The following is a 13707-nucleotide window of genomic DNA, read 5'->3' as shown; positions in this document are numbered from 1 at the left end:
ATTTAGTAATTTATTTATTATGAATAAAATTGTTAAAGTTATCAACGTTATATAAATCAAGTTGTAAAAAAGTATCATAATTCTAAATTTAAAGTTGGTAATAAGTTAGAAGCTTCTTTTAATCTTTTGTCAACGATTTTAGCGTAAATCTGTGTTGTTCGGATATCTTTATGTCCTAAGACTTTCATAACAGTATATAAATCTGCTCCAGCTTCTAATAAAAGAGTAGCAGCTGTATGTCTAGCGCAGTGAAAAGTAATATGTTTAGTAATTCCTGCTTTCATACACCATCGTAATATTTCAGTATTAGTGCCTGTACCATAGTTTAAATTTACAAAGACTCTTGGATTAGCATAGTTACGTTCTCCTAAAAGTTCACGAGCTTGTTTACTGATATACATATATTCTAAATCATCGGTTTTTTGTTGCGTAAAAAAGATTCGATGATCATCATTTTCATCTCTAACTTCTTTCCAAGTTAATTTGAATACATCGCTCCATCTTAAACCTGTTAGGCAACTAAAAAGAAATGCACGTTTCACTACTTCATATTTACAATCAGTAACAGCTAAATTTTGAAGTTCTTCAAAAGTTAAATACTCACGTTGAGATTCTTTTTCTTCGAAAGGTTTTATCTTTAAAAGCTTATGATTTGTGATGTAACCTTCTTCATAAGCTTGCTTAATAGTTGCTCTAAATCTATTGAAGTAAGAATATTTAGAACCATGTTTTAAAGGTGTCCCATGTTTGGTTTTTGCATCTACATCTAAAAATCGTTTAAATCCATTTATAGAATCAATAGTTAGTTCTGAAAGTGTAGTTGAATGATGAAAGTATTGATCGATGTAACGTTTTACAGATTTCCAAGTTCCGTAATTTGATAAATAAGAAGAACGATGTTCTTTTAATTGGTCAAAATATTCATATAGGGTAATGTTAGCTTTATCTCTATCTACAATCCCAAATTTACCTTGTAAAAATTCACTTTTACGAATAGCTAATATATTTTCTGCTAATTCAAGAATTTCTTTGTTATTTTTCTTTTCATCAGCTTTTATTGGATCTTTGATTAGATAACCAATTTCCTTTCCTAAATATTCAAATTCTCGGTTATGAATTTCTTTACCATTATCATCTATTTTTGAACCTTTATAATATTCTAGATAAAGGCTAATTTTACCTGAATTTAATTTCTTCTGTTTTAAGCTTATTTTCATATTTGATAGAATAGAGATGTAGAAAACTACATCTTTTAAAATTATTTAAAAAAAAGGTGTAGATAAGGTACAAACAAAGTACAAATAACAGCCTTTTAACTATCACCAAATATAAAAATAAAAAACCTAACAATCACTATATTAAGTAGTTGTTAGGTTTTTGTTATCCGTTATTATCCGATTTATTTCCCGATACAGAATTTTCCAAAAATCGTCCCAAGAATATCTTGATCCACATCTATTTCTCCTGTAATATGACCTAAATAAGTTAAAGCTTCACGGATATCCATGGCTAACAAATCTCCAGGAAGTCCCATGTCCATACCTTGTTTGATCTTTCCGATTTGAGAAAGTGTATTTTGCAAAGCTTCTAAGTGACGAGAATTCGTTACAATCGTATCATCTTGATTAGTTCCTTTTAATTTAATTTGATGAATCAAATTTTCTTTTAAAGCTTCAATATTAAATTGATCTTTGGCTGAAATTTCTAAATGAACAACATCTTTAAATTCTTGTTTGATAGCTGCTGTAATAGCTGATTCGTTATTGGTAACATCAATTTTATTGGCAACATTAAACAAGATTTTTCCTCTACGTTGCAAGTCATCCAATTGATTGGCAATTTGGTTATCAGCAGTAATGTTTGCATCATACAAATAGATAATAATCGAAGCATTGTCTATTTTTTCAAATGTTTTTTCAATTCCTATACGTTCTATGGTATCTCCTGCTTCACGAATACCTGCTGTATCAATAAAACGGAACCCAACACCATCAATATAAATTGTTTCTTCAATCGTATCACGTGTTGTTCCTTCAATATCTGAAACAATGGCGCGTTCTTCGTTTAATAAGGCATTTAATAAAGTAGATTTACCTGCATTTGGTGCACCTACAATAGCTACAGGGACTCCATTTTTGATCACATTTCCAAAAGCAAAAGAATCAGCTAAACGTTTTAGAATAGATTGTAATTTATTTAACAAGTCATAAAACTGTGTGCGATCCGCGAATTCAACATCTTCTTCAGAAAAATCTAATTCCAATTCCATCAAAGCCGCAAAGTTGATCATCTGTTCTCTCAAATCTTTGATTTGATTCGAAAATCCTCCACGCATTTGTTTAATGGCAATTTCATGTGATGCTTTCGAGTCCGAAGCAATTAAATCAGCAACAGCTTCAGCTTGAGTTAAATCCATTTTACCATTCCAAAAGGCTCTGAAAGTATATTCACCTGGATCAGCATTTCTGATGCCTATTTTGTTCAATAATTCCAACACTTTTTGTTGAATATAAATCGATCCATGTGTTGAAATCTCAACAACATCTTCACCTGTATAAGAATGCGGATTTTTGAAAATAGAGAAAAGCGCTTCGTCAACAATGGTATCTCCATCCATCACATAACCCAAATGTATGGTATGAGATTCAGCATCATTCAAAGATTTAGTAGAAGTAAATTTTGATTGATAAATCTGAGCAACTTTAGAAATTGCTTCTGGTCCAGAAATACGAATAACCGCTATAGCGCCCATTCCATTGGCAGTTGCCAATGCACAAATTGTATCATTGTTTAGCATTTTACAAAGTTAGAATATATTCATTATAAGTCTCGAAAATATTTATTAAAATGAATCGAAATGGTGTTTACTGAATAAATGTTATGTAATTTATTTTTTAAGACAGTTGTGTTTTTTTATTTGCAGACCAACTTCATTATTAAAAATTCTAAGACTAGATAAAATAGGAATCAGAAATATAAAAGTAAGGTAATTTTACTTGCAGCGTTGTTATTTTCTACCCTGATGAATGCTTAGGTTGGAATTAACACTGATACACCAAGAGGTGCCTTAGAAGTGAATGGAGATATGGTTTCTATTCAATTAATTTTTCCTGAATATTTAGAAGCTGTTGATGAAAGTATTGAGAATTTGTTGCTATCAGATACAAATGAGGTAATAGTTCATGATATGGAAAATATGAAACAGCAACACTTAAAGCTCTTGACAAAATTTAATTATTTTTTATAAGTTCTTAATCATAAATAATATGGCTTCTTATATGGTGAAGAGTTAATGCATGTTATTTAGAGTGATTAATGATTAGGAAACTAGTATAAGAATCATTTTTTATACCTCATAACCTCTTTAATTTTGTTAGAAATAACTAACTAAATTATGTCTAAAAGAAGAATTCATAAAAAATATCAAGAACCTTTTTTTGAAGGTTGGAAAATAAGTATTGCTGATATCTTAATTATTATTGCTGCTTTAATTTTAATCACAATTCTTGTAATGTGATTGTAAAATAAATTTGTAAAAGAGTACATTTTTTAAGCTTTTCATCAAAAATAGTTAGCTTTATAACTAAATAGAATAAGATGAATCCAAATATAAATAAAGAGACAAATATTATTATTGATAATCCTTGTACAAAACCTTTTTTAGCAGACTGTTTTTATCCTGATACTGAAAATAAATATCCTCTTATCGTTTTTGCACATGGATATAAAGGATACAAAGATTGGGGAACATTTAATCTAATGGCAGAAGAATTTGCAAAAGCAGGATTTGTTTTCGTAAAGTTTAATTTTTCACATAATGGAACAACGTTAGATAATCCAACTAATTTTGATGATTTAATGGCTTTTGGAAATAATAATTACACAAAGGAAATGTCTGATTATAATGCTATTATTGACTTTTTTTATAAACATCCAAAAGTTGACTCTACTAAAATTGCAATTATAGGACATAGTAGAGGAGGAGGAAATACAATTTTACAAGCTTACCGAGATAATCGAATAAAAGCATTAATTACTTTAGCAGGTATTGATAATTTTTCTAATCGTTTTCCTAAAAAAGAACGATTAGAAGAATTCAAAAAAAATGGAGTGTTTTATGTTGAGAATTCTCGCACAAAACAACAAATGCCACATTACTATCAATTCTATGAAGATTTCATACAACATGAGAAAGAGCTAAATATTCAGTTTGCAGCTCAACATTTAAAGAAACCATATTTAATTATTCATGGGACAAATGACGAAGCTGTAAAACCTAATACTGCAGATTTACTACATGAATGGAGTAAAAATTCAGAGTTATTTTTGATAAATGAAGCAAACCACACTTTTGGAGGAAAAGAACCTTGGACTAAAGAACTATTGCCGGAAAAATTGACTATTGTAATAAAAAAATCAATCGATTTTTTGAAAGAAAATCTATAAAGTAAGGTTTTAACAAATTTCAGCATTTTGTGGCATAGTTTTAGAAAAGACTATAAAAAATTGGATTTATAATGTCTTCATCAAAAAAGAACTATGCTACAAAAAGAGGTATTGGTATTGGTGGTTTTAATTTAAAATTAGTTGATATACTGATAGCTGTAACATTATTAATATTGATAGTTGTAGCATTCACTTAAAATAAAAAGCTTCTTAATTATTAAGAAGCTTTTTATTTTTAATTTGAGTTATAACTCGCTCTTACAGTTATTTGAGCTGTTTTTTGGCGAGATGTAGTATTAAATGATCCTCCAGCCGAATATTCTTCATTATCATTTTTACCTGTAATTTGAAAAATACCCAAATCTGCTTGTTTTAATTTTCCTAAACTAGAACCAGATTTTGTGGCAATATTTTCTGCTCGTTGTTTTGCATTTGCAGAAGCCTGCGCAATTAATTCAAGTTTTAAATCTTCCAATTTAGAATAATAATAATTTGGATTTGAAGAACTTAATTCAATTCCTTGACTAATTAAATTTGAAATTTCACGCGAAGCTTTTTCAATTTTATCTAATTCTTTCGACTCGATTGTAGCATCTTGAGAAAGGTTATAACCTGTAAATTGGCTTGTTGAGTTTCCATTAGAATCCGTTCCATACTGAAAATCTTTTGAAATATTAACAGCTTCAAAAACAATTTCATTTGGTTTAATCCCTTGAGAAATCAAAAAATCTCGAACAACTTTTTGATCTTCTTTTAACTGATCTGAAGCTACGCGTAAATCAAAATCTTTTCGACTAAAAGTAGCACGCCATTTAACTAAATCTGCATCAAAGTCTTTTAAAGCATTTCCTGTTACATTAATAGATTCTGTTGATTTAAATTTGTATTTATACGCATTTCCTAAAATAAAAGCTCCAAAGACTAATCCAATAGCCAAAACTGAAGCAACAATTACTGAAAATTTATTCATAGTTATTGGTTTTCAGTAAATATACAAAAAAGAAGAAGAAATAATTTCACTAGATGTAGTGAAATTAAGCCAATAAAATAGGGTATTCTTGATGAATAATAAATAGGACTAAATTACCTTCAGAGTACTCGATGCTAATATGATCTTGATTTGCTTTATTACGTGTTCCGATGCGAGAAAGAAGATTTAAATCTTCTTTATTTAATGGATATTCTAAACCTTTTGTGGTAACGTTTTTACATTCAGGAAAAGGAATTAAGGAGATTGTTCGTCCAAAATAACCTTCTAACTTAGTTAATTTTTCTGCAAAAAAATATTTACTATAATTATCGTAAAATGTGATATTTAATTGATCTTTAAAACGATAAGCAGCATTAAGATTGCCAATAAAATGATCTTGTTGACGACCACTTGCGCCAAAAACGTCAACATTATCGAAACCTTTGTTTAAAATAATCTGCAAAGCTTTTGCAAAATCAGTATCATTTTGATCTGGAGTAGAAATGACTTCTGTTTCAGGAGGAAACTGACTTAACTCGAAAGAATCAAAATCGCCCGAAATAACATCGGGCGTTATATTTAACTTTTGTAAATAACGAAATGCTCCATCTGTACAAAAAATCTTTTCATAATTTGTAGTATCAGGTAGAATTTTAGGCACTTCACCATTTAAAAATAATAATGCTTTATTCACCAGGAATCCATTTTACTTCTTCGTGATTATTATCTGTAGCGATTTTTCTACCTAGAACAAATAAATAATCAGAAAGACGATTTAGATATTTTTGTAATTCAGGACGAATTTCTTCTACTTCAGCTAAACCAACTGTTAAACGTTCTGCACGGCGACAAATGCAACGAGCTACATGTGCATGAGAAGCTGGTTGATTACCACCAGGAAGAATGAAGTGTGTTAATTGTTCCAATTGACCTTCTAAATCATCGATCCAATCTTCTAACTGTATGATATCTTGTTCTGAAATAGTTTTTGGAATACGAGGTTTACCGTTTGCTAAATATAATTTATCAATAGGAGTTGCTAATTCAGCACCAAGATTAAATAAATCTTTTTGAATAATGATAATTTCTTCTTCTAGTGCAGGATCTATTTCATAAGAACGAATTAAACCTAAATATGAATTTAGTTCATCAACTGTTCCATAAGATTCTATTTTTAAACTGTTTTTAGAAACACGTGTTCCTCCGTAAAGTCCTGTTGTTCCTTTGTCTCCAGTTTTTGTATATACTTTCATTGAATTCTAAATTTTAGATTATCGAAGATAAACATTTTATTGCAAATTCTTTGGTAAAAGTGGTTTAGTTAAGAAATGATATCCTATTGCAACTACAATTAGCACTATAGAAGTTAGAATCCATAAAATATCAAAACCATAAGAAGTTGCTATATGTGTTCCTAGAAAAGGAGATATAATGAATGCTGCTGCATTTGACATTCCATTTAATCCCATATATGCACCACGATTATTTTTCTGTGCCCTGAAAGCAGTTACTGTAGACATTAAAGGAAGTACTAACATTTCACCAATCGACATCATTGATATAGCTAAGTATAACATTCCAATTGTATGATTGAAACTAAAAATAGAATAACTAATAGCAGTAATAAATGATCCGAATACTAGAAGTTTGGTTATAGTATATTTTTTCTCTGTGTAATGAATTAGTAACATTTCAAAAACAACAATAATGAATCCACTAAATCCCATTAACAATCCAATTTCTGATTGTGTCATTTTAACAACATCTTTGTAGAACAAAGGAAGAGTATTTAGGATTTGAAAAAATGCGACTGAGAAAAGTAGACAAATTACATTAAACAAAATAAAAGGCATATCTGTGTATGCATTTCGTTCTTTCACTTCATTTTGTTTGAAATCTTTGGACTCATGCTCAGCAGAATTTCGTTCTTTTCTTCCATAGAAAAAAGCTACAAATACAATACCTGCGATAAGTGCAGCTGCAGCGTTACAATAAAACAATAAATCGTATGAGTAGTTAGATAAAAAACCTCCCATAGATGGGCCAATAGAAAAACCTAGATTAATAGCCATTCTATTCAAAGAAAATGCACGTGTTATATTTTCTTTTTTAGCATAACGCGTTATTGCAACAGAGTTTGCAGGTCTAAACATTTCACTAATAGTACTTAAAATAAGCATGATAATAGAGAATGACAGAACTGTTGTAAAATAAGGTAGAATAAGAAATAGAGGAGCGCTTAAAAATAAACTTAAAGCTTGTACTTTAAAATTTCCAATTTTATCAGTAATCCATCCACCAAGCCAAGAACCTAGAACAGCTCCTATTCCATAACAACTTAACACAATTCCAGATTGTTCTAAACTAAAATTAAGTTCGGATATAAGATAAATTCCTAAAAAAGGTAAAACCATCGAACCCATACGATTCAATAACATTACAATAGCCAGCATCCAAGACTCCTTAGACAAACCGCTATAAGCATCAATATAAATTTTTAGAATTTTCATTAGCTTCTTTTTTTATCTTGCTGTGCAAAGTTAAGTTCTTTTTTTTCAAAAAAACGTTTATTTATCAAGGTTTCTGATAATCTTTGATTACTTTTGACATCATTAGAAAATAAACAAAATACTATGCTGTTTTATGACTTCATTCTTAAGGTTTTAATCATTATAAATGGGCTAGGAGCAGCATCAGGATTAGTTGTAGATAAACATCATGTTTACACAATTTCTGATGATGATGCGCATTTGTATATTTATAATAAGAAGAAAAAAGAAGTAGAAAAAGTAGATCTTAATCCAGAAGTAAAGTCTATAACAAAAAAAGATAAACCAGATTTTGAGGCAATTACAAAATATGAAGATCATTTGTATATATTAGGCTCTGGATCAAAAGAAAACCGCTTCGATTTAATTTCTTATAATATTAAAACAAAAAAAGTAGAAAATAATAATTATAGTTTTCTTTTTGATGAATTCTTAAACACTTCAAAATTATCTAAAAAAGATTTTAATATTGAAGGAATTCTTACTGATGGACATTGTACATATTTTTTTAATAGAGGAAACGGACCTGCTGGTGTAAACGGAATCTATAGAGTTGGAGGAAAAATAAGTGATTTAAAAGATAAACCAATTGACTTTTTTTCAATCAAATTACCAAAATTAAATAATGAAACAACAACATTTTCTGATGCTATTTTGGTTGATGGAAAAGTTTTATTCACAGCTACAGTAGAATCTAAAAGTACAACTCAGTTTAATGGAGAAATTAAAGGGTCTATTTTAGGAGAACTAGATTTGAATACAATGGAAGTAGTACGTTGGAAAAAAATCTCAGATTATAAGAAAATAGAAGGTTTAGCGTTGTATAAAGAATCTCGAAAAAACTATACATTATATTTGTGTGAAGATAATGATGATGACTCAAAAAAGGCATCAATTTATATTTACAAATATCAAAAAGAAATTTAAATTATAGAATAACGAATTTCGAAAAACGGACATTCATTTTCGATTTATTCTTAAAAAATTGTGAAAGTATTTTCAAGACTATTATATTTGTCCGTCAAAATTTATTTATCAATTAAACATTATGCGAGGAAGATGGCTCATTGCAGCATTTGCAATTATTTTAAGTCTCTTGTGTATCAGACAACTAAGTTATACTTGGTACACAACTAAAGTGGAGCATGAGGCGGCGCACTTAGCGAGTAAGCCAGAAGATGAACCAAGAATTTTAGATAGCTTGGCTCAACATCCACTTGATTTGGGAATTATTAAGTACGATTATACGTATGCCAAAAACAATGAAATCAATTTAGGATTAGATTTGAAAGGTGGTATCAACGTAATCTTACAGGTTTCTGAAAGAGATTTATTAGAGAATTTATCAGCGAAAAGTCAAAACCCTATGTTGGCAGAGGCTTTGGACGCTACAGATAAAGCTCAAAAAACGAACGGTAACGTACCTTATGTTGAATTATTTTTTCAAGAATTTGATAAAATAAAAGGAGGAACTAAATATGCTGCTGCAGATTTATTTGGAAATAAAAATAATGCAGATAAAATAGCATACAATGCTTCTGACGATCAAGTAAAAGAAGTTATTCGTAGAGATATAGAGGCTAAAGTTGCAACAGCTTATGATGTAATTAGTTCTCGTATCAATCAATTTGGTGTTGTTGAGCCAGTAATTCAACGTTTAGGAGATAAAGGAGATGGGCGTATCTTGGTAGAATTACCAGGTGTTTCAGATACTGATCGTGTAAAAAAATTATTACAATCTACAGCTAAGTTAGAATTTTGGCAAGTTGTTCGCCAAGATCCGACAGTTTTACAATACTTTTCTAGTGTTAACACAGAAAAATATAATGTAAAGAATGATAAAGGACAACCAATCAAAACTTTAGCTGAAGTTATGCAACCAGCAGGTTCTAACGCAAGTTTTGTTGTAGATGTTAAAGATACTGCTGTTGTAAATCGTGTAATGCAAGACAAAGGTTTTGTATCAGGATTACCAGCAAATATTAGAGGTTACAAATATTCTTGGGCAAATAAACCAATGGATTTAGGAAAACAAGCAAACGATAAGTTTGCTCCTAAATTATTAGAGTTTTATGTTTTAAAAGGTAAAAATGGGTCACAAGAACCGTTAATTACTGGAGATAAAGTAGTTTCTGCTTCTGCAGAACGTAATGCAGGTTCCTTAACAAATGAACCAGTTGTTTCAATGCAAATGAATCCAGCTGGAGCACAAGAATGGGCACGTATTACAGATGAATTAAAACCATCTGCAGTAGATAGAAATGGACAAGGTGTTGCAATTGTGTTAGATAACATGGTTTATTCAGCGCCAAACATCAAAAACCAGATTACAGGAGGTAATTCTCAAATTTCAGGAAACTTTACATTAGAAGAAGCAAAAGATTTAGCTAATATTTTACAAGCAGGTTCTTTACCAGCTTCGTCTAAAATTGTTTCTGCTGAGGTTGTTGGTCCATCATTAGGACAAGAAGCTATTAATAGTTCATTAATTGCTTTTGGTTGTGCATTTGCATTAGTATTAATCTGGATGTTATTTTACTATAGTCGTGCAGGTATTTATGCTAACATTGCATTAATCATTAACTTATTATTCTTATTAGGATTTTTAGTATCACTTAAAGCTACATTATCTTTACCAGGTATTGCCGGGATTATCTTGACATTGGTAACAGGAATGGACGCGAATATCTTAATTTACGAACGTGTAAAAGAAGAATTAAGAAAAGGAAAATCATTGCGTCAAGCAGTAGATTTCGCTTATTCTTGGAAAGGAGCTTTCTCTGCAATTATAGACGCTAACTCAACGTCGTTTATCACAGCATTAATTTTATTCTTCTTTGGTAAAGGTCCTGTTGTAGGTTTTGCAACAACGTTTATGATTGGTATTTTTACTTCTACATTTACAGCTATTTTTATTACACGTTATTTCGTAGAAGGGCGTTTATCAAAAGGAAAAACGGTTCCTTTTTATACATCATTTACAGCGCATTGGTTACAGAATATCAAAGTTGATTTATTAAAAACAAGAAAAATATCTTATGCGATTTCAATTGTTTTAACAGTCGTTGCATTGATTTCTATTTTCACGAAAGGATTCGATATGGGAATCGAGTTCCAAGGTGGACGTACATATACAGTTCGTTTTGATAAACACGTAGATCCTCAACAGATTTCTGAAAGTTTAGGTGATGTATTTGTTTTAGAAGGAGAAAAAATGATACCTCAAGTAAAAACATATGGAGGTCAAAACCAAGTGAAAATTACAACAGCTTACAAAGCTGACGAAGATGGAACTAATGTTGATGACGAGATTAAAGATAAATTATATACAGGTCTTAAGTCATATTTACCAGCAAATATGTCTGAGAAAGATTTCTCAGAAGATAATGCTTCAATTGGTTTAATGTCTTCTGCAAAAGTAGGTCCTACAATTGCTGATGATACAACAAGAGCTTCTTATATAGCGGTTTCTTTAGCATTAGTAGCAATTTTCTTCTACTTAATCATTATGTTTAAACGTTGGCAATTCTCATTATCAACAATTATAGCATTAGCGCATGACGTAATTATTGTATTAGGAGTTTTCTCTTTATTAAAAGGAATAATGCCTTTCAATATGGAGATTGACCAAGCGTTTATTGCAGCTATTTTAACGGTAATTGGTTACTCGATGAATGACTCGATTATTATTTTAGATCGTATTCGTGAGAATTTAACAGTTGAGAAAAAACACAATTTGTACGACATTATCAATATTTCTACATCAGAAACATTATCTCGTACAATTAATACGTCTTTATCAACGTTCTTAATCGTATTAATCATCTTTGCATTTGGTGGAGAATCAATTAAAGGATTTATGTTTGCGAAATTAATCGGTATCGTAATTGGTACATTCTCATCTATTTTCGTTGCATCTCCTTTATTGTATGACTTTACTAAAAAAGGTCAAATGAATAAATAAGATTCAAATTTTAAATAAATTTTAAGAAAGCCATCAAAGAAATTTGATGGCTTTTTTTCTTTTACTCCATTTAGATTTTATACATTTGTTTTGTGAATAGTTTAGTAATATACCCAGCGTTTTTAGACTTCCAGGAAGTCGTGATTATTATGGTGGTTGCTGTAGTGATTTTTGGACCAGACAAAATTCCAGAAATTGCTCGTGGTTTGGGAACTGCTGTACGCAAATTAAAAGAAGCTTCTGAAGATATCAAACAAGAAATCATGAATCCTGTACAGGAAGTTGATCCTACAAAAGATATTCAGAATACAATAAAAGAGTTAAATCCAATGAACGAAATAAAAGATTCTTTCCAGAAAATCAATCCAATGGAAGATTTTCAGAAATCTTTTGATGAGGTTCGTAATCCAGTAGATGAAATTCATGATGCAATTCATCAAGACAATACTGTAGATTTAGCTCTAAAAGATACAAATGCTCCAGTAATGAAATCTAATGACTCTGAAATAGATTTGGATGCAGTTGTTAGAGAAGGGACAGAAGCAACAGAACCAATTATTGAAAAGGTAGAATCTGTTGTAGAAGAACCAATAATTGTTAATGAAACATTAGGTTTAGGAGGAACAGTTAGTAGATAATGATACAAGATTATTTTGATTGGGATGTACAATTTTTTTTGTATTTCAATAACTTAGGTAACGAGAAATGGGATTGGTTTTGGTTATTAGTAACTGATAAAAAAACATGGATTCCACTTTATGTAATCTTTCTCATCTTACTTTATGTGAAACTTGGTTGGAAAAAAACCTTGTTAGCAGGGATTTGTATTGCACTAATGATAACTTGTGCTGATCAATTTACAAATATCCTAAAAAATACTTTTCAACGTTTTCGTCCATGTTACACCGAATCAATTCAAGGATTATTTCGTCCGATAGATTGCGAGGGTAGAGGTAAATATGGTTTTACTTCGGCGCATGCATCTAATCATATGGCTATTGCAATTTTTATGGGAATACTTTTGAGACGTTATTACAAATGGTTATTGTATGTCTTACTTGTTTGGGCGTTAATGGTTGCTTACAGTAGAGTTTATGTTGGTGTGCATTTTACGGGAGATATATTTTTCGGAACGCTTATCGGAATATTTTTTTCTATTGTTTTCCTGAAATTATATTATTTCTTAGAAAAAAAATATTTGAAGAACAGTTAACTTCAAATTACATAATACAAAAAAAGTCTATAACAATTTGTTATAGACTTTTTTTGTATTGTCAAACTGAATTTATTTCAGTTTCTCATTCTATTTGATAAAATAAAATTTTATTTATAACGATCAATTATTTTAGAAATATTCTTAGTTTCTTCATTAAAGGTTGTCCAATCACAAACGGAATTTAGATTCATAGAATAAGTGCTATTATGATTGGACATACTAATACTTATTTTCCCCACATAGTCTGTGCAAAATATTTCATTTTCATATGGAGTTGTAACTACTTTATAAATATTCTCTTCTAATGCTTTTTTATCGTTCTTAGAAATTTTTGAATGATCTTGTTGTGTAATCATTGATATTCTTCCATGTAATAAAATCTATTGAATCAGAATATTTATAAATTCTTATAGATAAATTTCTATCATCAATTGACATTGTATTATATATTTTATTTACTTCTTTTTCTAACTTCTTTTCGCAAGAAATACTGAAAATCAATAAACTAAAAATGAAAAGTAAATTGTTTTTCATAAAGAGTGATAATTATGTAAAATAGAAA

At 29.8% G+C, this 13707-nt stretch carries 15 protein-coding genes; 7 read left to right on the top strand and 8 right to left on the bottom strand.

Features of this window, described 5'->3' with window-relative positions:
• Positions 1 to 74: 74 nt before the first annotated feature.
• Together E4J94_RS13895 and mnmE are read right to left on the bottom strand one after the other, a co-directional pair.
• Entirely contained in the window at positions 75 to 1217 is a 1143-nt protein-coding gene (locus tag E4J94_RS13895) for a site-specific integrase (protein WP_125350829.1), read from the bottom strand.
• A 182-nt stretch (positions 1218 to 1399) separates the two neighbouring features.
• Entirely contained in the window at positions 1400 to 2797 is a 1398-nt protein-coding gene (gene mnmE / locus E4J94_RS13890) for a tRNA uridine-5-carboxymethylaminomethyl(34) synthesis GTPase MnmE (RefSeq protein ID WP_135836398.1), read from the bottom strand.
• 276 nt (positions 2798 to 3073) lie between these two features.
• Here mnmE and E4J94_RS17635 point away from each other — a divergent pair, with 276 nt between their 5' ends.
• The 3 genes from E4J94_RS17635 to E4J94_RS13885 all read left to right on the top strand — a co-directional run bounded on the left by E4J94_RS17635 (position 3074) and on the right by E4J94_RS13885 (position 4446).
• The gene (locus tag E4J94_RS17635; RefSeq protein WP_168801882.1) at positions 3074 to 3247 is read left to right on the top strand and encodes a hypothetical protein; all 174 of its coding nucleotides are present in this window, start codon (positions 3074 to 3076) and stop codon (positions 3245 to 3247) included.
• 147 nt (positions 3248 to 3394) lie between these two features.
• Positions 3395 to 3517: a hypothetical protein gene (locus E4J94_RS17930; RefSeq protein ID WP_262710488.1), complete on the top strand. Its 123-nt coding sequence runs from the start codon at positions 3395 to 3397 to the stop codon at positions 3515 to 3517.
• 80 nt (positions 3518 to 3597) lie between these two features.
• Entirely contained in the window at positions 3598 to 4446 is an 849-nt protein-coding gene (locus tag E4J94_RS13885) for an alpha/beta hydrolase family protein (protein WP_135836397.1), read from the top strand.
• Between the two features lie 235 nt (positions 4447 to 4681).
• Here E4J94_RS13885 and E4J94_RS13880 read toward each other — a convergent pair whose 3' ends face one another.
• The 4 genes from E4J94_RS13880 to E4J94_RS13865 form a co-directional block, all read right to left on the bottom strand.
• Entirely contained in the window at positions 4682 to 5416 is a 735-nt protein-coding gene (locus E4J94_RS13880) for an SIMPL domain-containing protein (RefSeq protein WP_135836396.1), read from the bottom strand.
• 64 nt (positions 5417 to 5480) lie between these two features.
• Entirely contained in the window at positions 5481 to 6110 is a 630-nt protein-coding gene (locus tag E4J94_RS13875) for a thiamine diphosphokinase (RefSeq protein WP_317129226.1), read from the bottom strand.
• Complete coding sequence (locus E4J94_RS13870) at positions 6103 to 6669, bottom strand: cob(I)yrinic acid a,c-diamide adenosyltransferase (RefSeq protein WP_135836394.1); 567 nt, start codon at positions 6667 to 6669, stop codon at positions 6103 to 6105. The genes E4J94_RS13875 and E4J94_RS13870 overlap by 8 nt, the downstream gene beginning before the upstream one ends.
• Before the next feature lie 36 nt (positions 6670 to 6705).
• On the bottom strand, positions 6706 to 7926 hold the full coding sequence (locus tag E4J94_RS13865; protein WP_135836393.1) for an MDR family MFS transporter: 1221 nt from the start codon (positions 7924 to 7926) through the stop codon (positions 6706 to 6708).
• Positions 7927 to 8049: 123 nt separating this feature from the next.
• Between E4J94_RS13865 and E4J94_RS13860 the strand changes: the two genes are divergently transcribed.
• The 4 genes from E4J94_RS13860 to E4J94_RS13845 all read left to right on the top strand — a co-directional run bounded on the left by E4J94_RS13860 (position 8050) and on the right by E4J94_RS13845 (position 13142).
• A complete protein-coding gene (locus E4J94_RS13860; RefSeq protein WP_135836392.1) occupies positions 8050 to 8892 on the top strand; it encodes a DUF6929 family protein in 843 nt (280 codons plus the stop codon).
• A gap of 121 nt (positions 8893 to 9013) precedes the next feature.
• Positions 9014 to 11929, top strand: coding sequence for a protein translocase subunit SecD (gene secD / locus E4J94_RS13855; protein WP_135836391.1), 2916 nt, complete (start codon positions 9014 to 9016; stop codon positions 11927 to 11929).
• A gap of 92 nt (positions 11930 to 12021) precedes the next feature.
• Positions 12022 to 12567: a twin-arginine translocase TatA/TatE family subunit gene (locus tag E4J94_RS13850; RefSeq protein ID WP_246034344.1), complete on the top strand. Its 546-nt coding sequence runs from the start codon at positions 12022 to 12024 to the stop codon at positions 12565 to 12567.
• Entirely contained in the window at positions 12567 to 13142 is a 576-nt protein-coding gene (locus E4J94_RS13845) for a phosphatase PAP2 family protein (RefSeq protein WP_135836390.1), read from the top strand. The genes E4J94_RS13850 and E4J94_RS13845 overlap by 1 nt, the downstream gene beginning before the upstream one ends.
• A 110-nt stretch (positions 13143 to 13252) precedes the next feature.
• On the opposite strand, the gene E4J94_RS13840 is transcribed toward E4J94_RS13845, so the two are convergent.
• Positions 13253 to 13501: a hypothetical protein gene (locus E4J94_RS13840; RefSeq protein ID WP_135836389.1), complete on the bottom strand. Its 249-nt coding sequence runs from the start codon at positions 13499 to 13501 to the stop codon at positions 13253 to 13255.
• Positions 13467 to 13679: a hypothetical protein gene (locus tag E4J94_RS13835; RefSeq protein WP_135836388.1), complete on the bottom strand. Its 213-nt coding sequence runs from the start codon at positions 13677 to 13679 to the stop codon at positions 13467 to 13469. The genes E4J94_RS13840 and E4J94_RS13835 overlap by 35 nt, the downstream gene beginning before the upstream one ends.
• Positions 13680 to 13707 lie beyond the last annotated feature (28 nt).

Source organism: Empedobacter tilapiae (assembly GCF_004785645.1).
In the GTDB taxonomy this organism is placed as follows: Bacteria; Bacteroidota; Bacteroidia; order Flavobacteriales; family Weeksellaceae; genus Empedobacter; species Empedobacter tilapiae.
The sequence above is the reverse complement of the archived record's forward strand: the minus strand, read 5'-3'. Positions and strand labels throughout refer to the sequence as shown.